The sequence below is a fragment of the Hyphomicrobium sp. genome (assembly GCF_051860585.1).
Taxonomy (GTDB): Bacteria; Pseudomonadota; Alphaproteobacteria; order Rhizobiales; family Hyphomicrobiaceae; genus Hyphomicrobium_C.
On sequence record NZ_JBHYDS010000002.1, the window covers coordinates 457,253 to 479,330 of the forward strand.

17 protein-coding genes and 2 tRNA genes are annotated in these 22,078 nt (G+C 64.6%); 10 read left to right on the forward strand and 9 right to left on the reverse strand.

The genetic code is table 11. From position 1 onward, the window contains the following. Nucleotides 1-308: 308 nt before the first annotated feature. Nucleotides 309-899, forward strand: coding sequence for a DUF2939 domain-containing protein (locus ACTIFK_RS04990; protein WP_439541944.1), 591 nt, complete (start codon nucleotides 309-311; stop codon nucleotides 897-899). A 638-nt stretch (nucleotides 900-1,537) separates the two neighbouring features. On the opposite strand, the gene ACTIFK_RS04995 is transcribed toward ACTIFK_RS04990, so the two are convergent. The 6 genes from ACTIFK_RS04995 to ACTIFK_RS05020 form a co-directional block, all read right to left on the reverse strand. Continuing rightward, the gene (locus ACTIFK_RS04995; RefSeq protein WP_439541945.1) at nucleotides 1,538-4,522 is read right to left on the reverse strand and encodes a valine--tRNA ligase; all 2,985 of its coding nucleotides are present in this window, start codon (nucleotides 4,520-4,522) and stop codon (nucleotides 1,538-1,540) included. A gap of 177 nt (nucleotides 4,523-4,699) precedes the next feature. Beyond that, nucleotides 4,700-6,175 (reverse strand): DUF2497 domain-containing protein, encoded by a 1,476-nt coding sequence (locus ACTIFK_RS05000; RefSeq protein WP_439541946.1) that lies wholly within the window; start codon nucleotides 6,173-6,175, stop codon nucleotides 4,700-4,702. A 208-nt stretch (nucleotides 6,176-6,383) separates the two neighbouring features. After that, nucleotides 6,384-7,334, reverse strand: coding sequence for a DUF2497 domain-containing protein (locus ACTIFK_RS05005; RefSeq protein ID WP_439541947.1), 951 nt, complete (start codon nucleotides 7,332-7,334; stop codon nucleotides 6,384-6,386). A 316-nt stretch (nucleotides 7,335-7,650) separates the two neighbouring features. Continuing rightward, entirely contained in the window at nucleotides 7,651-9,105 is a 1,455-nt protein-coding gene (locus tag ACTIFK_RS05010; RefSeq protein ID WP_439541948.1) for a TolC family outer membrane protein, read from the reverse strand. A 318-nt stretch (nucleotides 9,106-9,423) separates the two neighbouring features. After that, nucleotides 9,424-10,083 carry a protein-L-isoaspartate O-methyltransferase family protein gene (locus tag ACTIFK_RS05015; RefSeq protein ID WP_439541949.1) on the reverse strand — a complete coding sequence of 220 codons (660 nt, stop codon included), beginning with the start codon at nucleotides 10,081-10,083 and terminating at the stop codon, nucleotides 9,424-9,426. Between the two features lie 130 nt (nucleotides 10,084-10,213). Beyond that, the gene (locus tag ACTIFK_RS05020) at nucleotides 10,214-10,636 is read right to left on the reverse strand and encodes a YkvA family protein (RefSeq protein WP_439541950.1); all 423 of its coding nucleotides are present in this window, start codon (nucleotides 10,634-10,636) and stop codon (nucleotides 10,214-10,216) included. Nucleotides 10,637-10,793: 157 nt separating this feature from the next. On the opposite strand from ACTIFK_RS05020, the gene ACTIFK_RS05025 reads away from it, so the two are divergent. Continuing rightward, a tRNA-Cys gene (locus ACTIFK_RS05025) sits at nucleotides 10,794-10,867 on the forward strand. A 128-nt stretch (nucleotides 10,868-10,995) separates the two neighbouring features. Then, on the forward strand, nucleotides 10,996-11,256 hold the full coding sequence (locus ACTIFK_RS05030; protein ID WP_439541951.1) for a hypothetical protein: 261 nt from the start codon (nucleotides 10,996-10,998) through the stop codon (nucleotides 11,254-11,256). Between the two features lie 119 nt (nucleotides 11,257-11,375). Here the strand turns inward: ACTIFK_RS05030 and ACTIFK_RS05035 are convergent, their stop codons facing one another. Both ACTIFK_RS05035 and ACTIFK_RS05040 read right to left on the reverse strand, forming a co-directional pair. Next, nucleotides 11,376-11,627, reverse strand: a complete 252-nt coding sequence (locus tag ACTIFK_RS05035) for a hypothetical protein (protein ID WP_439541952.1) — start codon at nucleotides 11,625-11,627, stop codon at nucleotides 11,376-11,378. A gap of 127 nt (nucleotides 11,628-11,754) precedes the next feature. After that, nucleotides 11,755-13,734 (reverse strand): MFS transporter, encoded by a 1,980-nt coding sequence (locus tag ACTIFK_RS05040; protein WP_439541953.1) that lies wholly within the window; start codon nucleotides 13,732-13,734, stop codon nucleotides 11,755-11,757. A gap of 209 nt (nucleotides 13,735-13,943) precedes the next feature. Between ACTIFK_RS05040 and ACTIFK_RS05045 the strand changes: the two genes are divergently transcribed. Further along, complete coding sequence (locus ACTIFK_RS05045; protein ID WP_439541954.1) at nucleotides 13,944-14,261, forward strand: DUF485 domain-containing protein; 318 nt, start codon at nucleotides 13,944-13,946, stop codon at nucleotides 14,259-14,261. A 17-nt stretch (nucleotides 14,262-14,278) separates the two neighbouring features. Further along, nucleotides 14,279-15,844, forward strand: coding sequence for a cation acetate symporter (locus ACTIFK_RS05050; RefSeq protein WP_439542075.1), 1,566 nt, complete (start codon nucleotides 14,279-14,281; stop codon nucleotides 15,842-15,844). A gap of 240 nt (nucleotides 15,845-16,084) precedes the next feature. Here ACTIFK_RS05050 and ACTIFK_RS05055 read toward each other — a convergent pair whose 3' ends face one another. Beyond that, nucleotides 16,085-16,798 (reverse strand): hypothetical protein, encoded by a 714-nt coding sequence (locus ACTIFK_RS05055; RefSeq protein WP_439541955.1) that lies wholly within the window; start codon nucleotides 16,796-16,798, stop codon nucleotides 16,085-16,087. A 171-nt stretch (nucleotides 16,799-16,969) separates the two neighbouring features. On the opposite strand from ACTIFK_RS05055, the gene ACTIFK_RS05060 reads away from it, so the two are divergent. The 5 genes from ACTIFK_RS05060 to ACTIFK_RS05080 all read left to right on the forward strand — a co-directional run bounded on the left by ACTIFK_RS05060 (nucleotide 16,970) and on the right by ACTIFK_RS05080 (nucleotide 22,069). After that, nucleotides 16,970-17,044 (forward strand) — tRNA-Asn (locus ACTIFK_RS05060). Between the two features lie 671 nt (nucleotides 17,045-17,715). Next, nucleotides 17,716-19,161, forward strand: a complete 1,446-nt coding sequence (locus ACTIFK_RS05065; RefSeq protein ID WP_439541956.1) for a mannose-1-phosphate guanylyltransferase/mannose-6-phosphate isomerase — start codon at nucleotides 17,716-17,718, stop codon at nucleotides 19,159-19,161. 107 nt (nucleotides 19,162-19,268) lie between these two features. Further along, a complete protein-coding gene (gmd, locus tag ACTIFK_RS05070; RefSeq protein ID WP_439541957.1) occupies nucleotides 19,269-20,342 on the forward strand; it encodes a GDP-mannose 4,6-dehydratase in 1,074 nt (357 codons plus the stop codon). Between the two features lie 9 nt (nucleotides 20,343-20,351). Beyond that, on the forward strand, nucleotides 20,352-21,320 hold the full coding sequence (fcl, locus tag ACTIFK_RS05075) for a GDP-L-fucose synthase (RefSeq protein ID WP_439541958.1): 969 nt from the start codon (nucleotides 20,352-20,354) through the stop codon (nucleotides 21,318-21,320). Nucleotides 21,321-21,658: 338 nt separating this feature from the next. Then, nucleotides 21,659-22,069, forward strand: a complete 411-nt coding sequence (locus tag ACTIFK_RS05080) for a hypothetical protein (protein ID WP_439541959.1) — start codon at nucleotides 21,659-21,661, stop codon at nucleotides 22,067-22,069. Nucleotides 22,070-22,078 lie beyond the last annotated feature (9 nt).

Below are 22,078 nucleotides of genomic sequence, written 5' to 3' on the forward strand. Positions count from 1 at the left end.
TTGATGCGGCGTGTCGTTGAGATCACAGTTAACGCCCTCCCTCGGCTATCGGGAGAGAAGTAGCAGCCAAACCCGGCCGATCGTTGACGCCACTTGGGCCGCTTGGCGACCGATTACGGATCATTCGCCAACCTTTCGACAACCCTGCCGCAATTCGGCTCGCGGTACGCGCCCTCCGTGGAGCGGCCCTTGCATGAAATCCGAGAAATATCTCGCAGCACTTCAAAATGACCGAAGCTCGCCCGAACGCAGCCCAAATCATCACGTGTAAACAAGGCTTGCGCAGCCAGTCCGCGCCAGGATCGCCGATGAAGAAGCTTCTGCTCGCCGCCGTGACGCTTGCCACGCTCGGCATCCTCTACATTGCCGCCCCGTTCGTGACGGTCTGGAGCGTGCGCGAGGCCATCCGCAGCGGGGACTCGGCCTACCTCGACGCCAAGCTCGAATGGCCGACCGTCCGCACGTCGCTCCGGGAATCGCTCACCGAATACGCCATCGGCCCGACGTCCGTCGCCCTGCCGGGACAAACCGCCCAGCAGCCCGGCTTCTGGCAGCGGGTCAAGAACGGCCTGAGCCGCCGCGCCGTCGACAACCTCGTCGAACGCTACGTCACACCCGAGGGACTGCCGCAGCTCTTCGGTATGCGCCAGTTCTATCGGGAGAACCTCGCGGCCAGCACCGCCGACCCAGCGGCGCTGCCCTGGCACGAACGCGCACGCGGGTTCTGGACGCGCATCAAGCGGGCGGAATTCCACTCACCCGCCGAATTCGAAATCGAGATCGCCGACCGCAACGATCCCACGCGCCACTACATCGGCCTGTTGAAGCTGCGCGGCATTGAATGGAAGCTCACCGAGCTGCGCCTGCGCACGGTGTCCCCCGCCACCAACCCGGCGTGAGCAAAACACCGCTCAAGCCCGAAGGGCTCCGAGACCAAGTCTGACCCCCTCACCTGTCTTCTTCGCTCTGCTCGGGATACGATTTCTCCCGACCTGGGAGAAGTGCAATGACCTCCCTCTCCTCCGCCTCCACGGCACTGAGGGTCCCATCGCGGCGAGCGGCCGTAGAGTCGTGACGTGCCCACCTTGGTCACGTTACAGGGATGACCACTATGACCCGCCCAAAACAGAAACACCGGAAAGACGACACGTACGTCCCGCCTCTTCCCTGCGGACGCTGCGGACAGCCTACTGCATGCGGCGCGGGCGAATATCCACCATCCATGAACCCACTTCTGTGCGAGCGTTGTTTTTTGCGGACGACCGCATGGGCCTGCCCACCTGCAGTATCCCATCAAACGTCTCAGGTAAGCCGCCCAGTCCCAAAGCATCGTCATGGCCGCACAGGCGGCCATCCACGCCAGCCTCCACGGGTGCTTCGCACCTAAGAGCGCACACACGCCGCAACGTGTCGTGGATGCCCGCCTTCGCGGGCATGACGTTTGTGATGTGGTGAGCGCGATGACCTCACGTGTGGCGCCCCCGCGGAGCGCGCCCTCAGCGCGCGTGAGCGAAAACAGGTCCGCGCGCGAGCAAAATCAGCCCTCGATCCGCTTCAGCGCCGCCGAAAGCCGCTGGATCCGTTCGCCGAATTCCGTCACGCGCTCGCGGTTGAGGTCGACGACATGCACCGGCGACTTGGCGACGTTGGCTTCGTTGCCGAGCCAGGCCTCCGCCTTTTTGAGATCGCTCTGTGCTTTGTCGATTTCCTTCGAGAGCCGCTTTCGCTCCGCATCCATGTCGATCACGCCTTCGAGCGGCAGCGCCACCGTCGCCTCGCCGACCACGATCAGCGCCGCGCCCTTGGGTGCACTCTCCGCAAAGCTGATGACGTCGAGCCGCGCGAGCCGCCGGATGGTCTCGTCGTGACGCTGCGCGCGCTTCACCGTCTCCGCGCTCGCACCCGAGATCACGAGCGGGATTTTCGCGCCTGCCGGAATGTTCATTTCCTGCCGCACGGAACGCACTTCTGACACCAGCTTGACGATCCAGCCGATCTCCGCATCCGCTTGCGCGCTTTCGAGACCCTTATGGCGCGGCCACTCCGAGAGGCATAGCAGCGACTGCCGCCGCTCGCCGTATTCGACCATATGCGTCCATAGCTCTTCGGTGATGAACGGCATGAACGGATGCAGCAGCTTCAGGCACTGATCGAGAACCCACGCGGTGCACGCGCGCGTCTCGGCCTTCGCGGCCTCGTCGTCGCCGGCCAGGATCGGCTTGATCAGCTCGAGATACCAGTCGCAGTAGATGCCCCAGACGAACTCGTAGATGCCGTTCGCCGCCTCGTTGAACTTGTAGGCTTCGAGGCCCGTCGTCACCGCGTTCGCCGCACGCTCCGTTTCGCCGACGATCCAGCGGTTCAGCGTGTGCTTGACGCCCTTAGGGTCGAAGTCGAACTGGCGCACGCACTCGTTCATCTCGCCGAAGCGCGCCGCATTCCAGAGCTTGGTCGCGAAGTTGCGGTAGCCTTCCACGCGCGCCGGCGCGAGCTTGATGTCGCGGCCCTGCGCGGCCATGGCGGCCAGCGTGAAGCGCAGCGCATCCGCGCCGTACTTATCGATGAGCGCCAGGGGATCGATCACGTTCCCCTTCGATTTGCTCATCTTCTGGCCCTTTTCATCCCGGACCAGGGCGTGGATGTAGACGTCTCCGAACGGCACTTCGCCCATGAACTCGATGCCCATCATCATCATGCGGGCAACCCAGAAGAAGATGATGTCGAAGCCGGTGACGAGCACGCTTGTCGGATAGAAACGGTTCAGTTCGCGCGTTTCGTCCGGCCATCCCATGGTCGAGAACGGCCAAAGCGCCGACGAGAACCACGTATCGAGGACGTCTTCGTCGCGAACGAGCGTCACTTCTTCTCCCCCGTCTTGCTGGAGGCGAGCCATCACTTCTCCTCCCCCCTTGTGGGGGAGGCCGGGAGGGGGGGACCCCGCAGCACCAGCCGATGAGGTTCCCCCCACCCCTAACCCCTCCCCGCCGGGGGGAGGGGAACTTGCGTAGTGTTTCTTCGCGAGCGCTTGCGCCTCGTCCTCGCTCGCCGCAACAAACACATGCCCATCCGGCCCATACCACGCTGGGATCTGGTGCCCCCACCAGAGCTGGCGCGAGATGCACCACGGCTGGATGTTGCGCATCCATTCGAAGTACGTCTTTTCCCAGTTCTGCGGCACGAACTTCGTTTTGCCGGTCTCGACGGCCGCGATGGCGGGCTTCGCCAGCTCCGCCGCGTTCACGTACCACTGGTCCGTCAGCCACGGCTCGATGACATCGTTCGAGCGATCGCCGTGCGGCACGGTGTGCGCCGTCGGCTCGACCTTCGCGAGCAGCCCCAGCGCGGCGAGATCGCTGACGACGCGAAGCCGCGCAACGAACCTGTCGAGACCGCGATAGGCTTCCGGCACATCGTCGGTGATGCGCCCGAACGCATCGAGCACGTTGATCTTCGCGAGATCGTGCCGCTTGCCCACCTCGAAGTCGTTGAAGTCGTGCGCCGGCGTGATCTTGACCGCGCCCGTGCCCTTCTCGGGATCCGAATACTCGTCTGCAACGATCGGAATCTCGCGCCCGACAAGCGGCAGAACGACCTTCGCTCCCGCCTTGACCAGCGCCGCATAACGCGCGTCCTTCGGATGCACGGCCACGCCGCTGTCGCCCAGCATCGTCTCGGGCCGCGTCGTCGCGACGACGATGTAATCGCGCGTCTCGAACGCCGTCGGCGTCCCCTCGTCGTCGAACGCAATCGGATGCTCGTAGGTCGCCCCGCCGGCTAGCGGATAGCGGAAGTGATACATGTGCCCCGACGGGTCCTTCTTCAGGACCTTCGCCAGCGCCTCCGCATCGAACGGCGTCTCGGGCTCGCCGTCGTCTTGCTTGCCCGCCTCCGGTAGGACCCAAACAAACGAACCCTTCTTGTCGACCTGCACCACTTCGAGGTCGGAGATCGCCGTCTGGAACTTCGGGTCCCAGTTGACGAGCCGCTTATCCTTGTAGATGAGGCCCTTGTTATAGAGATCGACGAACACCTTGGTGACGGCGCGCACCATCTGGTCGTCCGGCGCGCCGTCGGCGCCCATCGTGAACCGCTCGCGGCTCCAGTCACATGATGCGCCCAATCGGCGGAGCTGGTTGAAGATCGTCGACCCACTCTCTTCCTTCCACGCCCAGACGCGGCGCACGAACTCCTCGCGGCCAAGCTCGCGCCGCCCCGGCTGCTGGCGCTCCATGAGCTGGCGTTCCACCACCATTTGCGTCGCGATGCCGGCGTGATCCGTACCCGGCTGCCACAGCACGTCCCGCCCACGCATGCGCTCGAAACGCACGAGCACGTCCTGCAAGGTGTTGTTGAGCGCATGCCCCATGTGGAGCGAGCCCGTCACGTTCGGCGGCGGGATGACGATCGAGTAGGGTTCACCCTTGGCGCGGTCCGGCCGTCCGCCACGGAAGGCCTCCGCCTTGTTCCAGGCCTCGTTGATGCGCGGCTCGATATCGGCGGGCTGATACGTCTTCTCGAGCATGGGGCGCGGGCCTTTGCGGATTGAAACGGCAAGCAGGCGTCCTACGAACCCGCTTGCCGCCTGTCAATTGCCACGCGGCTGCGCCCCAGCGCTCGCATCGGTGAACGAGAGACCGCTCCGTCAAATGACGCAATCCGGATTGGACGGGAAAGGGCCGGAATGGACAGCAAGCGCCGATCAGGTGCCGGATGTCGGCTTACCGGGCGGCTTAGGGCTGCCCATCTCGACGCGCAGAGCCCGCTCCATGATGCGCGGCATGTTGTCGGCCACCCATTTCTGGAGCATCGGCCGGAGCATGTCTGCAACCGCGTCCTCGAGCGTCCGCGCCGGCGCGCCGTGAGGAGCCGCCAGCGGCAGGTTGCCGAGATCGGGCAAGGACTGCGGCGCGCGCACCGCCATCGCAGCGCTCGGCTCCGGCACGGGCGTGAGCGGGATCGCCGTCAGCGCCGCCGAGGCGGCGGACGCGGCCAGCCCCTGCGCCAGCGCATCGAGCGCCTGCGCCGCCACGGCGGACGGTTCCGGCTGCACGTCGCTGAAACTTGGTTTTGACGGCTCGAACGATGCAGGCTTGGACGCGCCGTTCATGCCGGCGCCATTCAATCCCGTGCCGTTCATGGCGGCGTGGAAGGCCTTGTCGTTGCGCGAATTGTCGTCGTGTCGCGCCGCGTGATCCTTCGGCCCGTCGTCGACAGGGCGATCGGGCTTGGCGGAAAGACCGAAGAACGGATCGGATTTGACCGGCTTCTCGTCAGAAGCCGAAGCCGGGACCGCCGCATCCTCGCGCGGCCGCGCGGACGCGAATGACACCTCCGGCGCCCGAAGCGCACCGTTCGAAACGCTGTCCTTGGCGAGCGGCGCACCGAACGAGGGCATCGCGCCCAAAGGAGGCGTTGCCGCCGTGGGCTCACCCGGCACGACCGCGCCGAGCCCCGTGAGACGCTTCAGCGCTTCATCGAGCCCGCCGGTATCGGCTGCTGGCTTGTCTATTTTGTCGGCCGCCGGTGCGTTCGCAACGCCGTCGGCCGCGGGAAGGGGCGACAACGTCGGCGTCACCGGCGCTTGCGGTGGATAGAAGCTCTGCTTCCTGAGCGGCGGGAATCCGAACGTGCGCGTCGGCGGCGTCGGGGACACGGGAGACGTCGCACTGACCCCGCCGAACGGCGGCGGCGGTTGCTGCGCGGAGGATGCGAATTGAGGTGGCGGCGCAGCCTCGGCCGGGGTCGTGCTCGCACTACTGGCCGGCTTGGCAGCGGGCTCCATGTTCTTCAGCGGCGAGAAAAATCCTGCATCGCTACGGGCCGCCGGCTTGGGCGCCGAGGACGGCACTCTGTCGCCCGGCTCTCCGTCATCGAGTATGTCCGCCAGATCCTGATCGAACGGCATCGGCCGCTTCGAGCCGAGCGGGCTCGTTGCAGGAAGCGACCCGTTCGCCAGCACGCCGCTCAGGCGATCGGGCGTGGGCGGCAGCGCACCGTCGGTCGACGAAGCCTTGAACGCGCTTGCGCCCCCGTTGAAGGACTGCGGCACCAGGGGATTGGGTTCGATGGCGGGGAAAACCGATGCAGGCCGGTCCGGTTCGTCGGCGATGATCTGGCGAACCGTAGCAAGGATCTCCTCCATGCTTGGCTCGCTGCCCTTTTCCGCTCTCGTCATGCCCGATACCTACCCGCCCCATCCGCGCCGCGTCGCGTGCCCCCAGGCGCAAGTCGCCCGAGTGACACGATGACGGCCTCCGGAAAGACGTACCCTGGCGCCGACCAGCGTTCAATGCATCCCGGCGTCTCAGTCCGCAATTCCGATGCGCTTATGCTCATCTTTGCGCCCGGCCGTTTTGAGGCGGGCCGTGGGCGCAAAGACGGCTTTAGAGCTTCTTGGGCGTTTTTACGCTCTCGGCGATTTCGATATGCAGCGCCTTTTCCACCATGCGAGGCATATTGTCGGCGAGCCATTGGCGCAGCATCGGCCGCAAAAGATCCGCCGTCGTGTCTTCCATGCCGCCCGAAGCAGGCGGCGCCACGACGGCCGGCGCAGCCGAAGCCGGCAACGGCGGCGGCGCAACCTCAAATGCGGCCGGTTCGATGGCGGCCACAGCCGCCGGCATTACGGGCGCGGTCACAGCCGGAATCTCGACCTGCACGGGCGGCGAATATTCGACCGGCTGAGGCGCAGAATACACGGGCGCCGGCGCGACCTCGACAGGCGGGGCCGGAATCGGGGCCGCCACGGGCGCGGCGGGATTCGACATGCGCATGAAATGCGTGTCTTTAAACGCCGCCATGACGCGCTTCGGCTGCTCTTCTGAACTGGCCGACATCACCGCCGGCGATGCGACAGGCTCCTGCATCACGCGCGCAGGCTCATGTGCGTAAGCGGACCCGTTCGAGTAGCCCGAACCGTTCACATACCCAGCGCCATTCGCATGCGCGGAGCCATTCATATGGCCGTTTCCGTTGGCATGTCCGTTGACATACTCGGCGGAACGCACGGTAAGGGAACTCAACGCCTCGTGGGCGTCTGCCTCGGCATAAACCGGGGCCGGAGCCTCGGGCTGAGCGGCGGTGGCGTTCCGGATGGCATCCGTCAAGCGGCCGAGCAGCGGCGTATGACGGTCTGTCTGCGGCGGAGACGCGCGAAAAATTGCAGGTAAGTCGAAATCGCCGGCGTCATCGAGAACGCCGTCGCCCCTGAGCAGGATCGGCGTGCCGCCAAGCTCTCCGTTGTGCTGTTCGCCAGGTTCCTCGGCAATGATCCTGCGGATCGATGCCAGGATTTCTTCCATGCTTGGCTGGCCGTTCTTCTCTGTCATGTTCATTACGCCACTCCCTACGCATACCACGACACGAACTACCGGCACCGACCCGCATTGGTACCGCCCCGTAAAGCGCGTCCGTCATAGCGGACGCGTTCCCTCGTGTGCGCGCCCGCACAGAGGTCCTTTATGCTCCGATCTGCCATTCCCCTTGCGTCGGCAGACGCAGCACTCGCGATGCAAAAGTTGTTTGTGGAACTCCCACCGTCCCCCAAGCTAAGAAGCATAAAGGGCAACGATGTGGCAAAGCCACAGGACAACCGAAATCGACTAGCGATCGGTTGTCAGCTAACCCGGCAAAGTGCCGCGCTCAAGTATTTTATTTGACGGATTCGGCCTGCGGCAGCTCTTCGATGCGGCCGTCTGAATGGGTTATCGAGGTTCCCCAAGGCTTACGGCGCACTTCTTGATAATGCGCCTCAGCATCGTATGCGATCCCCGTAAATCCGAGGTTGATCGCGTCCAGCCGGCCGATGGCCGACAGCAGCGTATAGCTCGACACGACCACGTTGCGCCGTGTCGAAACGAGCTGCACTTGCGAGTTTAAAAGTTCGACTTCAGCGTTAAGAACGTCGAGCAGCGTGCGCTGGCCGACACGCTCTTCTTCACGCACGCCCGTGAGCGCGGTGGTATTGGCGCTCACCTGCGACTGGTCCGACTGAACCTGGGCCTGCGCCGCAAGCACCTGAGACCACGACGCGACGACGAGCGCTTCGGATTGGCTGCGCGCCTGCTCGATTTCCTGCAAGCGGCTGACGTGGATGTGCTTCTGCTGGCGCACGCGGGCGTAGACCTCGCCGCCCTCATAGATCGGCACCGTCAAGCGGCCGGTCACGGTCGCCTGCTCCGACTCGGCGGTCGCCAAGTTGCTATCGAAACGATCCGAGTACGACGCTTCGAGCTGCACGCTCGGCAGCAACTCGCCGCGAATGCGGTCGACGCCGTAACGGGCGGCCTGCTCGAGATAGAGAGAGGAAACAACGGCCGGATTTTCGTGCGTTCCAATATTGATCGCTTCCTGGAGCGAATTCGGCATCCAGCGCTGGAAGCCATCCGGCTCGACGAGATTGCCGGGCGCGTGACCAACCACGCGTTCGAAGACGGCGCGGCTGGTCTTCAGGTTTGCGCGCGCCAGATCGAGCGCCGAAACGGAGCCGGCCCGGCGAGCCTGCGCCTGCGCCACGTCGGTCCGCGTCACCTCGCCGACAGCGAAACGATCTTCGGTAGCCTTGAGCTCGCGCGAAAGCACGTTCACGTTGTTCTCGCGCAGACGCACGATCGCCTGGTCGCGCACGACATCCATGAAGGACGTCACGGCTTGTAACAGCACATCCTGCTCGACGGAGCGGAGAGTCTCGCGTGCCGAGCGCACGTTCGCTTCCTGCTCATTCACGGCATTGATGACGCGGAAGCCGGAAAAGATCGGCTGCACGGCGTCGATCGAATAGCCTTTCGGCTTCGTTTCCTGCTCGCTCGTCCCGAAGATCGGGTTGGTCGAGCGGGTCCGGTTGTATTGGTAGTTGATGTCCGCGTTGCCGGAAATGACGGGGCGGAAGCCAGACCTGGCGCGCGTTACTTCTTCGTCTGTCGCTCTGAGGCGGGCGCGCTCGGCGTCGAGCTGCGGATTGTACTCATAGGCAGAGGCAAGAGCCTGATTTAGCGTCTCCGCCCGCGCTGAAATGGGCGCACACAGCGTCGCAACCACCGCGAAAGCGATGGCTGAACTCGACGGCAACCGATCATTCGGTCCGCGCGCGAAAATACCCAAGACCAAGGCGACCCCTCGTCCGCTATCGACCCGGCCTTACCCCCGCCGGATCGCGCTTAACAAAAACTCCGAGTTAACCTCTTAGAACAGCGGCGCGATTCGATGAAGCTCGTTGGAACGGGATTCAGAACATGACCGGCTCCGCGTGGCCGCTTTCCCACACGCTTTTGAATTACGGCAACGCCGGCAAAAAACGGCCCGATCGCCGTTGACAGGCTAAGCCCGTATTATTGCGTCGCAAAATGCAATGAAGGGTACGGAGGCTCAGCCGTCGGGGCGTCACCCGACTAGGCAACGGGCCTCAAAGTACAAGGGGACAACGTTTCAAAACGCGAATGCCGGGGGCTTTTCGAACCCTGGCAAAACGTCGCCGGTGGCATCGAACACCTCCGCCGCCCCGAACGACCGGCCTTCGCGCCGCCACACCGTGGCCCGCCCTGCCCCGCGTCCCGAAATTGCGACCAGCCGGCCGCCATCCTTGAGCTGATCGAACAGCACATCCGGCACGACCTCGATGGCGCCTTCGATGACGATGGCGTCATAAGGCCCCTCGCTCTCCCATCCCTCGGCGAGATCCCCTTCGACCACGCTGACGGTGGTGCATCCGACCGCAGGGAGAAGCTCGCGCGCCCGCGCCGCCAGGCCGCTGTCGCTTTCGAGCGCCACGACGCGCGCCGCCAGGCGTGAAAGCACGGCCGACGAGTAGCCGGACCCCGCGCCGATATCGAGCACGGTGTCGGGCGTATCAATGACGGCCGCTTGCACGAGCTTGGCGAATACGCGTGCCGCCAGCAGCGACCGCGTCCCGGCTCCCGGCTGCCCCAGCGGAACGGACCCATCCATGTAGGCGAGCGACCGGACCCGCTCCGGAACGAAAATCTCCCGTGGCAGATCCCGCATCGCCCTGATGATGCGCCGGTCCGTCACGTCGCTCGGCCGGACCTGCGATTCGACCATGTTCGTGCGCTGAATGGCGAAGTCCACGGCATCCTCCCTGATGGAGCCCCATTGGGGCTCCGCGTATTCGCCGCGACCTTACTCAAAGTCGCCTGCACCGGCCACACCCCTCGTTGCTCCATGTTGCGGCAGGCGTGTACGGGGGTGTCGCCCGCCTCTAGGGTGCGGTCCTGTTCCAATATCGCCACGCCCAAACCACGAGAAGAGACGCCAAACCGATCCAGACGAGCACGACGATCACGGCGCCCAGCGTGCTGCGGGGACGCTCCGCCAGCCGCCCGGCCTCCGCCCGGAGTTCCGCCATGACGCCGGCATCGACCCAGCGCACGAGCAGCCCAACCACGAGCGGCAGCAGGATCAGTTCGTCCAGGAAGCCGATGACCGGAATGAAATCCGGAATGAGATCGATGGGGGACAGCAAGTAGGCGGCCACCAGGACCGCGAATCCCTTCACCCATAAGGAAACGCGCGGATGGCGGGTGGCCAGATAGAGCGCGATGCCGTCGACCTTGGCGCGCCTAGCCATATCCTCGAGCCGGCGGCTCCATTTCCGAGAGATTTCGCCGATGGACCGGGCCACGCCTTCGCTCCGACTATGAAATGATGAAGACAGCGCGTCCCCGCGCTTGTGCACCCGTTTGGGTATATGATAGATGCCTGCGTGCGCGGGGGAATTACAGCGCCCGGATGGGTTCCAGGGGAACCGCCATCCGTCTCCCGCTCAATACACATTTTGAGGCCACGTGGCGGAGTGGTGACGCAGCGGACTGCAAATCCGCGTACCCCGGTTCAATTCCGGGCGTGGCCTCCAACGTTTTCCCATGCAAATCGACGGAATTGACCAGCTGCAGGCGCGTCTTTCGCGTCGCGCGCGCTGTACGCGTGGGACAGATAATGGGACATCATTCTCTCGCCGTTTTGGACGGGTACGGAGTTCGGATGGAACCTGCGACGCTCTACATGTTGTATAAACTCGCGGACGGTACCGAGCACCTATACAAAGGGCATTTCGGCTCACCCGATCTTTGCGAAACCTCCCGAGACCGAATGACGGAGCAGCCGTCGCCGCGGGTCACCATTCTGAAGTCTGTTTGCTGGGAGCATGGAACCTGGGCACCGGACTGGATCGCAGAAAAGCATATCAACGGTGCGCCGATCGATCCGAAATACCGCCCTGATCACCACTGGTCTCTTGGGTAGATCAGCCTTTTCCGTTGAAGCGGCGGGAAGCCAGCGGCAGGCAAAAGAGCACGAGCGGTAAAGAAAAGCCCGCCACCGAAACGTGTTCGGTCACGGGCTCCGGGAAGCAAAAGTCTTAGCTACTTCTGATCGGCCTTCGCGCTGTCGGAGCCGGACGTCCCGCTCGATGCGCCCGAAGAACTGGAAGCGGCGGCACTGCTCCAGTCCGCTTCTGTCTTCGAGACGGGCCATTCCTTCAGCCCCCCTCGTCCGGTATCCGCAGTTGCTTGCTTGTCGCCTGCGGCGCCCATTTCTGCGCGCTTATCCTTGGCGACTGCGGGGGTTAAACCGACCAGCGCGGCGAGCGCCAGGCCCATAGCAACACTTTTCATGTTTTCCTCCTGTTCTCCACGCTCTGCGACGCGGCGAAGGAAAAACGAAGAAACCGCCTCGCCAGTTCCCGCCTCGAAACTCCGTCGGGCATCAAAATTCAATGCCGGCGTAATACAGGCGTCGCCGTCAGCCGCGAACGGGCGGCGCGCTGGCAAAGGACTTGGCGAGTTCCTTCATCATGGCGCGCACGTCCGGATGCTCGTTGCTGTCCCAGTCCGCGAGCATGTCCTCGAGATCGCCCTCGCGGCGGGCCAGGAGCCGCTCGTACGCGCCGCGCCCCTCGGTGGTCAGCTCATAGAGACCGCTGTCCGTCGTCGACGCAAATCCGGCGGTCACGAGCCGGTCGAGCAGCTTGGTGCACGGTTCGGCTCCGACGTTGAGGCGCGCAGCCAGTTCGCGCGCGGTGCCCCACCCGCCGTTCTCGCCGATCCGCGCCAGCAGCCACAGTTCGTCGGGTTCGAGCGTCAGACCAATGCGCTGCGCTACCCGCTGATACACCCGCCACCGGTTTTCCCGCGCCGTGATGCGCGCGACGATCCGCTTGAGTTCATCGAGCGACGTCGCATCGCGCGGCATCGGAAACGCTTCGCCTGCCGCTTCGGGAGAAATGGCTGTCTTGAGCGGCACCTCTCGAATCGCAAGAGTGATCAGGAAGCTCAGCGCCGCCAGCGCCGCCGCGGTGTAAAACACGGGATGCAGCGCCGCGACGAACTCCGTGAAGTAGGCCGTCCGCAGCGGCTCTCCGAGTTTCGCGATGTCGTCGGGATTGATCAGCCCGCCGGCCTCCGGCAGCGTAAGGCGCACATTGCGTTCGAGCGCAAAAGCGAAAATGCCGCCGAACAGCGCCGCGCCGACCGATCCGCCGATGGAGCGGAACAGCGTCGTGCCCGAGGTCGCGACGCCGAGACGTTCGTAGGGCACCGCATTCTGCACGGCCATGACGAGGATCTGCATGACCATCCCGAGGCCGAGCCCCAGCATCAGCAGGTAGGCAGCCGTCGTTTCGGCCGACGTCGCCACGTCGATCGTCGACAGCAAGACAAGCGCGATCGTCATGATGGCCGTCCCGCAGACGGGAAAGATTTTATAGCGCCCCCAGCGGCTGATGATCTGCCCGCTAATGATCGAGCTCGCGAACACGCCCATCATCATCGGCGTCATGAACAATCCGGCGCGGGTGGGATCGAGGCCTTTCACGACCTGGAAATAGACCGGCAGCAGCGTGATGGATCCGAACAGCGCCATGCCGACGATGAAACCGACCGACGTGCCGATCACGAACGCGCGGTTGCGGAACAGCGACAGCGGCAGCAGCGGATCGGGCTCACGCTTCTCGACGTAGATGAAGCACGCGAGCGACACCACGGCGAGAACGGCGATCGCGATCAGGCTGACCGGCGCCTCCTGCGCCAGCGTTGCGCCGAGGCTGGTGATCAACACGATGGACGTGAGCGCCAGCGCGAGCAGCGCCGCGCCCGCGTAATCGATCGTCACGCCAGCACGCCGGGCGGGCGACTGGAACGTCCGGTTGATCACGGCGAGCGCCAGCAGACCGAGCGGAAGGTTGATGAGGAAGATCCAGCGCCACGAGAATTGATCGACGATAAAGCCGCCGATCAGCGGCCCGAGCACGGTCGAGAGCCCGAACACGCCCCCGAAAAATCCCTGGTATCGGCCGCGATCGCGCGGCGGCACGATATCGCCCACGACCGCGATCGACGTCACGATCAGTCCGCCGCCGCCAAGCCCCTGCAGAAAACGGAAAGCGATCAGCTCGGGCAGGTTCTGCGCCACGCCGCAGAGCAGAGAGCCCGCGAGAAACACGCACACCGCCGCCTGCAGCACGATGCGCCGCCCATAGAGATCGCCGAGCTTGCCGTAAAGCGGCACGACGACCGTGCTCGACAGCAGATAGGCCGTCACGATCCACGACAGGTGCGACAGGCCGCCGATTTCGCTGACGATGGTCGGCAGCGCGGTCGCGACGATGGTCTGGTCGAGCGACGCCAGCAGCAGCACGAGAACGAGCGCGGCGAATGTCGCGAGCAGCTGACGCCGCGGCTCAGCGGCGGAGGGCGGAAGAGGTTCGGCCGGATTGTCCTGCATGGGAAAGGGTGCTGTCTTTCGCGAAAACGGAAATCAAAGGCGTCATCGGATCACGCCAAACAGTCACGGCGAGCCGGAGCGCGACTTAAGCACCAAATGCGCGCCGCATGAACCGCTTCCGATCGTCGCGCAATCGGTTAAGCTCACGCCCAAAGACTAACGCCGCTGGCCCGAGCCGGACGGCTGAAATTCCGGGGGGAAATAAGACCATGGCAGCCGACACCGGCGCGCTGATCGAGCGTGTCAGCCGCGATCCCGAATTCCGCGACCTCGAACGGCGGCGCTCCCGCTTCGCCTGGACCCTCACGTTCATCATGGTCGCCATCTATTTCGGCTTCATCCTGACCGTCGCCTTCGCCCCCGCCGTGCTTGCCCAGCCGCTGGTCGACGGCGGCATCACGACGCTCGGCATTCCCCTGGGTGTCGGCGTGATCCTGGCGGCGTTCGTTCTCACCGGGCTCTATGTCCGCCGCGCCAACTCCGACTTCGACGCAACCACGGAACGCATCATCGAGAGGCTCAAGTGAACGTCGAAGCCATCGCAATGTTCCTGCTGTTCGTGGCGACGACGCTCGTCATCACGCGGTGGGCCGCCCTGCGGACACGGACCACGTCCGACTTCTACGCCGCAGGCGGCGGCATCACCGGCTTCCAGAATGGCCTCGCCATCGCCGGCGACTTCATGTCCGCCGCGTCGTTCCTCGGCATTTCCGGTTTGGTGTTCGCCTCGGGCTTCGACGGCCTGATCTATTCCGTCGGCTGGCTCGTCGGCTGGCCCATCGTGCTCTTCCTGATCGCCGAGCGCCTGCGCAATCTCGGCCGCTTCACGTTTGCCGACGTGGCCGCCTTCCGCCTCCAGGCAACGCCCGTCCGCACGCTCTCGGCTGTCGGCACGCTCGCCGTCGTTGCGCTCTACCTCATTGCGCAGATGGTCGGCGCCGGAAAGCTCATCGAGCTGCTGTTCGGCCTGCCCTATCTCTACGCCGAGATCGTCGTCGGCGTGTTGATGGTCACCTACGTCGCGACCGGCGGCATGGTGGCGACGACGTGGGTGCAGATCATCAAGGCGTGCCTGCTGCTGGGCGGCGCGACATTCATGGCGCTCGCCGTTCTCATGCACTTCGGCTTCTCGTTCGAGGCCATGTTCCGCTCCGCGACCGAAGCCCATCCCGGCGGAATCTCGATCATGGGCCCCGGTAAGCTCGTCACCGATCCGGTCTCGGCCATCTCGCTCGGCCTCGCGCTGATGTTCGGCACCGCCGGCCTGCCGCACATCCTGATGCGCTTCTTCACCGTCAAGGACGCCAAGGCCGCGCGCAAGTCCGTCTTCTACGCCACCGGCTTCATCGGCTATTTCTACATTCTGACCTTCATCATCGGCTTCGGCGCCATCACGCTGCTGATGAACGATCCCGCCTACTTCAAGGCGGCCGATGGCGGTCTCTACGACAAGATCGGCGGCATGATCGGCGGCACGAACATGGCCGCGATCCATCTCTCGAAGGCCGTCGGCGGATCGCTGTTCCTGGGCTTCATCTCGGCGGTCGCGTTCGCCACCATCCTCGCCGTCGTGGCGGGCCTGACGCTGGCCGGCGCGTCGGCCGTCAGCCACGACCTCTACGCCAGCGTCTTCGCGAAAGGGCGCGCCTCCGAGCAGACCGAGATCCGCATCTCGAAGGTGAGCGCCATCGTCATCGGCATCGTGGCCATCTTGCTCGGCTACGTGTTCGAAAACCAGAACGTCGCCTTCATGGTGGGTCTGGCGTTCGCCGTCGCGGCGAGCTGCAATTTCCCGGTGCTGGCGATGAGCATCTTCTGGTCGGGCACGACGACGCGGGGCGCCGTCGTCGGCGGCTTCCTCGGCCTCGCCTCGGCGATCGGCATGGTCGTGCTCAGCCCGGCCGTTTGGGTAAAGACCTTCGGCTTCCCGCACGCGCTGTTCCCCTACGACAGCCCCGCGCTCTTCTCGATGACGCTGGCGTTCCTCGGCATCTACCTGGTGTCGAAGTTCGACCGCAGCGCCACGGCGGATGCTGAACGCGCCGCCTTCGAAGCGCAGTTCGTGAGATCCGAAACCGGCATCGGAGCAGGCAGCGCCACCGCGCACTAGGACATTTCCCGATCTAGCGGAATCGCAACGCGATCCCCTCCCCCTGGCGGGGAGGGGTAAGGGGTGGGGGAATGCCAAGAGACTTACGTCGGTTTTTCTGGCTTCACCCACCCGGCGCCGTCACGCCGGCGCCACCCTCCCCGTCATGGCGAAGCCATGCTCCGCATGGTCAAGGGGAGGGTGAAGATCGGCGCATCCGTGTGCTCCGAAAATGCTCCAGGCATTGATCGGCGCGAGCGATCAAGCTCGCATCGTCGCTGCGGGCGCAGCGTGTTCGATACGCGCCACCAGCGTCTCCATCAGCGCCGCCCCGTCGTCGATTGTGGACGTCATGAGCGGGATCGTAACGTCCGGCGCGCTGCGCTGCGCCAGCGTCACCCGCTCACACCCCGCGATGCCGTACCTGCCGTGAATGAGGCTGACCTCCGTGACGATCCAGTCGCCCCACGCGCCCGCGAGCGTCCGCCCATCCGCGACCGGCAGGAACAGCCCATGCTCGTTCGCGACGATGTTGAACGCGGTGCGCGGGACCAGGGCCGCCTCACGAAGCGTACGCAGCAGATGCCGCCGCGCATAGATCCGGACGCCGAGCAGCATCACGACGAAAACTGCGGCCGCGAACAGGAACTGCCAGACGAGCTCGTCGACCTCCTGGTCACCTGTGAGGGCTGCCACCACGTAGACGGCCGCGACCAGCGGCAACGCGCGCGTCAGGATCATCCGGCTGTCCGACGTCGTCCGGCGGTCATGCCCTTCGAGGCCTTCGCTGCGCCAGGTCCGCGGCAGGGCAACCGCCCGGCCACGCGCGGCCATTCCCGCCACGTAATTTTCCTCGCTCGCCTGCCGGGCTCGCCGGGCAGCCGGCGCCGTCAGCCGGTGGGCGCCATAAATAATGCCGCCGATTGCGGCAACAGCGATCAGGACGAAGAGCGTAAGCGCCACCGCACTCTGCATGGCCGTCGTTCCCGGCGCGCCGCGTCCGGAAGGGGCGGATCGCGGCTCCAAAGCCTCTCATAGCGGCCAACCGGCGCGCCCGTCTCGATTTACGCAGTTTTTTCGCTAAGGGTCTGGCCCTCCCCGCAACCATCTGCTATGAGCCCGGCTCCCGGCGCCGTTGCGCCCTGTTCCGTGGTAGCTCAGTGGTAGAGCATCCGACTGTTAATCGGACGGTCGTAGGTTCGAATCCTACCCACGGAGCCAAATTTCCCGTTTGTTTCAAATGAATTAGGCCGTCGCCAGCGCGCTCCAAGTGCCAGCGCCGGCTCACGCTTCAGCGCGTCGCCGAGTTGCGGAATGCGCCGTCGAGCGGCTTGCAATGATCGAAGACGGCCGCCCATCCATCCCTCAAAATGCGGGAGCGCTTGACCGCGGCTCTCAGCCTGGCTGTCGGCCGGCGGCCTCCACCCCGGCTCAAGGGCGGCAGCCCGGCCAGCGGCGCACCTAACACCCGCTGCGAGGACTACCCCCTCTGCGCCACGCGGCGCCTTGGCTTGGAACTTGTTCGCATTGGGAAAAAATGCGAGCATTTGCAATGCTACCAGCGACATCTCGACGGGGACGCGTAGGGCGCCGCCGCATCCGCCTGACCGCATTCACATTAAAGTTCCGAATGACTCCACAATAGAGAAAACCGTGTTTTGATCAGGCCCTACATCTCAGCAGTGTGTGTCGGTCAGGCGTGCCCGCGATCCCATACATTTCCGGAGAGACGGCCCGCTTCAGGCCGCCCGATAGAATGTTCCGCGATCGTCATTCCCCCTCCGCATGGCACTGCTCTTTGCTCGCTCGCCCCCAGACCCTGGGGCTGAAGAATGGGACGGCTGATTGGCTCTAAGTGATCGTGTCGCAAGCGTGAAATGGCTGGCAATCGAATGTCCCCTCGTCGCATCGTCCCCGTAGTTCTGTCCGGCGGCTCCGGTACGCGCCTTTGGCCACTCTCGCGGTCGATGTATCCGAAGCAGTTCATCTCCGGCCTGAACGGATCTCCGTCGAGCCTGCTGGCGGCAACGCTGACGCGCCTCCATCCCGACCGCGGGTTCGCGGCCCCGATCGTGGTCTGCAACAACAACCACCGCTTCCTCGTCCGCGACCAGGCAGCCGAAGTCGGCATCACCCCGCAGGCGATCGTGCTCGAACCCGAAGCACGCAACACGGCCCCGGCCATCGCGGTCGCCGCGCTCATCGCCGCCGAGCGCGATCCCGCAACCATTCTCGCCGTCATGCCGTCCGATCACGTGATCACCGACGCTCCCGGATTCGGCGAGGCCATCCAGCGCGCGGGCGCAATCGCCGAGCGCGGCCGCATTGTGCTCTTCGGCATCACGCCCACCGAGCCGCACACCGGATACGGCTACATCCGCAAGGGTGCACAGCTCGACGAAGGCGACGGCTTCGACGTCGACCGCTTCTTTGAAAAGCCGGACGCCGCAACGGCCAGCACCTATCTCGCCGACGGCGGCTACAGCTGGAACAGTGGCATCTTCGTGTTCCGGGCCGACACGTTCCTCGACGAACTCGCCCGCCTGGATCCCTCCGTGCTGAGCGCCGCGCGCCACGCGCTCGATGACGCCACGCACGACCTGGGCTTCCTCCGCCTCGACTCGCGCAGCTTCGCCAAGGCCCCGAGCATTTCCGTCGACTACGCGGTGTTGGAAAAGACCGACAAGGCGGCGGTCCTGCCTCTTGCGATCGGATGGAGCGACCTCGGCTCATGGGGATCGCTGTGGGACGCGGCCCAGCGCGACGGTAATGGAAATTACGTGCAGGGCGACTCCGTGATCGAGGACACGTCGCATTGTTACATCCGCAGCGAGCGCGCGCTCATCGCCACCATCGGCGTCAAGGATCTGGTGATCGTCGAGACCCCGGATACCGTCCTCGTCGCCGACAAGTCGCGCTCCCAGGATGTCAGCAAGCTCGTAGCGCGCCTCAAGGCAGCGAACCGCAAGGAGCATGAGCAGCACGTCCGCAATCACCGGCCCTGGGGGTTTTTCGAAACGCTCAACATCGGCCCGCGCTTTCAAGTGAAGCTGCTGCATGTGAAGCCGGGAGGCACGCTGTCCCTGCAGATGCACCATCACCGTTCCGAACACTGGGTCGTCGTGCAAGGCACCGCGCGCGTCACGATCGATGGACACGAGAAACTCGTCGGCGAAAACGAGAGCGTCTACATCGTCGCCACGCAATGGCACCGCCTGGAAAACCCCGGCAAGGTTCCGCTCGAACTCATCGAAGTGCAGATCGGCTCCTATCTCGGCGAGGATGACATCATTCGCAGCGACGACATCTATCATCGCGCCAAAGAGGAAACGCGCTGATGGCGCACGTCGTCCATCTGGAAGCGGCGATCCGCATACTGGGACACGGAACTTACGAAAGTTGAGGGTCGCGGCCGCGCCGCGAGAATGCCGGGAGCAAGTTCAGCGTGACGGAAAAGATCGCACTGATTACGGGTATCACCGGCCAGGACGGCGCCTATCTGGCCCGTCTACTTCTCGAAAAAGGTTACGTCGTCCACGGCGTCAAACGCCGCTCGTCGTCGTTCAATACCGCCCGCGTCGACTCGATCTACATCGACCCGCACGAGCAGGGCACGCGCTTCTTCATGCATTACGGCGACCTGACGGACGCCACCAACCTCATCCGCCTCGTGCAGGAAACGCAGCCGCTCGAAATCTACAACCTCGCCGCCCAAAGCCACGTCCAGGTGAGCTTCGAGACGCCGGAATACACGGCCAATTCGGATGCGCTCGGCACGCTTCGCCTGCTTGAGGCCATGCGCATTCTTGGCCTCGAGAAGACGACGCGGTTTTACCAGGCTTCCACCTCGGAGCTGTACGGCAAGGTCCAGGCCGTTCCGCAAAACGAAACGACACCCTTCTATCCCCGCTCGCCGTATGCCGCCGCCAAGCTTTATGCCTACTGGATTACGGTCAACTACCGCGAAGCCTACGGCATGCACGCCTCCAACGGCATCCTGTTCAATCACGAAGGCCCGCTGCGCGGCGAAACCTTCGTCACGCGCAAGATCACCCGCGCCGTCGCGGCCATCGAGCTTGGCAAGCAGGAAATTCTCTACCTCGGCAACCTCGATTCCCGCCGCGACTGGGGCCATGCGCGCGACTACGTGGAAGGCATGTGGCTGATGATGCAGCAGCCGGACGCCGACGACTACGTGCTGGCGACGGGCGTCATGCATTCGGTGCGCGACTTCGTGGGGCTGGCTTTCGCGGAAGTCGGGCGAAAGATCGAATGGCGGGGCGCCGGCGTCGAGGAGGTCGGTTTTGAAGCCGGCACCGGCGTCGAGCGCGTTCGCGTCGATCCTCGCTACTTCCGCCCCACCGAGGTCGAGCAGCTTCTCGGTGACGCATCGAAAGCCGAGGGCCGCCTGGGCTGGAAACCCAAAACGACGTTTAGCGAACTTGTCCGCGAGATGGTGCGCTCCGATCTCGAAGCCGTCGCCGAGGAGCATGAACGCAAGGACCGCAGCGGGTTCTGAGGGGACGCCATGATCAACTCGCAGCCCGCGCCTGCCGAAGTCTATGGCCTCGCCGGAAAACGCGTCTGGGTCGCCGGCCATCGCGGCATGGTCGGTTCGGCAATCGTGCGCCGCCTCGCCAATGAACACTGCGAGGTGCTCACCGTCGGCCGCGACCAGCTCGACCTGAAGCGCCAGGACGAGGTCGAAGCCTGGGTCAAGCAGGCCCGCCCGCAGGCCGTAGTCCTCGCGGCCGCGAAAGTTGGCGGCATCTTCGCCAACGACACCGCTCCGGCCGATTTCCTCTACGACAACCTCATGATCGAGGCGAACATTGTCCGCGCCGCCTACGAGGCGGGCGTCGAGAAGCTCATGTTTCTCGGCTCGTCCTGCATCTACCCGAAGGCCGCGCCGCAGCCCATCGTCGAGGAGGCGCTCCTGACCGGCCCGCTCGAGCCCACCAACGAGTGGTATGCCATCGCCAAGATTGCCGGTCTCAAGCTTTGCCAGGCCTACCGGCGCCAGCACGGCGTCGACTACATTTCCGCCATGCCGACGAACCTCTACGGCCCCGGCGACAATTTCGACCTGACCACGAGCCATGTCCTCCCGGCGCTGATCCGCAAGGCGCACGATGCCAAGATCGCGGGCCAGGACAAACTCGTCATCTGGGGGACGGGAACGCCGAAGCGCGAGTTCCTGCATGTCGACGACTGCGCCGACGCCTGCGTGCACCTCATGAAACACTACAGCGGCGAGACCCACGTCAACGTCGGATCGGGAACGGATCTCACCATCCTGGATCTCACACGGTTGGTCTGCGACGTGGTGGGGTTCAAGGGCGCCATCGAGCACGACCTGTCGAAACCCGACGGAACGCCCCGCAAGCTCATGTCCGGCGAAAAACTGCGGGCACTCGGCTGGTCGCCGAAAGTGGCGCTCGAAGACGGCATTCGTCAGACGTATGTCGAATTTCTCGCCACCTATGCACCAGCCTGAGCGATCGAGGCTTGGCCGTCCGCGCCTTGCCGTGTCACGTGGGGCCGGCGCCGCCGAAGGAAGGCGCGCCGATGCGGCCACGCACCGGCCTCAAACGGCACCCGTGGGAAACTCTTTGTTTGCCCTCATCCCGTCCGAATGTTGTCATCTGTGGCCCAAAGCCGCGTAGAACGGCCCGCACATCGAACCGCGAATGCCGGACCACAGAACAGCCACGCTGGGCTCCTATTTCAGAACCGGGCGGGCTGCGCTAAACCGTTTGAAAACCTGCAGAGTATGATCCAGTGAGTTTCGCGAACATCGCTCGCCACGCCAGCACGCGTGCGCTTCGAGCAATAGTGTTGATCGCGGCTTGGCTCGCCGCCGCAGGCTGCGTCGCCGAGGGATACGCTGCAGGCAAATCCCGGACCGGCGCCACCGTAGAGCACGCGCCCGTAGATGTTGCACAGGCCGCCACCCCACCTGCTCCGGCAGCCAACACCGATCCGGAGTGCCTCACCATTACCCAGTCGTCCGAAACAACGTACATGATCTCGAACACCGCCTGCGCCGATCAAAGCGTTCTGACCTCGATCGAGCTGGCGACGGGCGACGCGTCGGTGCGGTGTTTCACAAAGAAGATCCGCAGCCAGATTTCGATCGCGAGCGAAAGCGCCCCGCCCGTGATCAACTACCAATGCATCGAAGGCACGCCAGGGTGCTCGGCGGACGTATTGCGCAGCATGTTTCCCGAGTGCCGCGCCGGTTGACGGACACTT

What these genes read in the sequence shown, in the direction of transcription:
- ACTIFK_RS05055 (WP_439541955.1), bottom strand. Translation starts at nt 16,798, where the DNA reads ATGCAGAGTGCGGTGGCGCTTACGCTCTTCGTCCTGATCGCTGTTGCC.
- ACTIFK_RS05030 (WP_439541951.1), top strand. Translation starts at nt 10,996, where the DNA reads ATGGAACCTGCGACGCTCTACATGTTGTATAAACTCGCGGACGGTACC.
- ACTIFK_RS04990 (WP_439541944.1), top strand. Translation starts at nt 309, where the DNA reads ATGAAGAAGCTTCTGCTCGCCGCCGTGACGCTTGCCACGCTCGGCATC.
- ACTIFK_RS05045 (WP_439541954.1), top strand. Translation starts at nt 13,944, where the DNA reads ATGGCAGCCGACACCGGCGCGCTGATCGAGCGTGTCAGCCGCGATCCC.
- ACTIFK_RS05000 (WP_439541946.1), bottom strand. Translation starts at nt 6,175, where the DNA reads ATGACGAGAGCGGAAAAGGGCAGCGAGCCAAGCATGGAGGAGATCCTT.
- fcl (WP_439541958.1), top strand. Translation starts at nt 20,352, where the DNA reads ATGATCAACTCGCAGCCCGCGCCTGCCGAAGTCTATGGCCTCGCCGGA.
- ACTIFK_RS05065 (WP_439541956.1), top strand. Translation starts at nt 17,716, where the DNA reads ATGTCCCCTCGTCGCATCGTCCCCGTAGTTCTGTCCGGCGGCTCCGGT.
- ACTIFK_RS05050 (WP_439542075.1), top strand. Translation starts at nt 14,279, where the DNA reads ATGTTCCTGCTGTTCGTGGCGACGACGCTCGTCATCACGCGGTGGGCC.
- ACTIFK_RS05040 (WP_439541953.1), bottom strand. Translation starts at nt 13,734, where the DNA reads ATGCAGGACAATCCGGCCGAACCTCTTCCGCCCTCCGCCGCTGAGCCG.
- ACTIFK_RS05035 (WP_439541952.1), bottom strand. Translation starts at nt 11,627, where the DNA reads ATGAAAAGTGTTGCTATGGGCCTGGCGCTCGCCGCGCTGGTCGGTTTA.
- ACTIFK_RS05005 (WP_439541947.1), bottom strand. Translation starts at nt 7,334, where the DNA reads ATGAACATGACAGAGAAGAACGGCCAGCCAAGCATGGAAGAAATCCTG.
- ACTIFK_RS04995 (WP_439541945.1), bottom strand. Translation starts at nt 4,522, where the DNA reads ATGCTCGAGAAGACGTATCAGCCCGCCGATATCGAGCCGCGCATCAAC.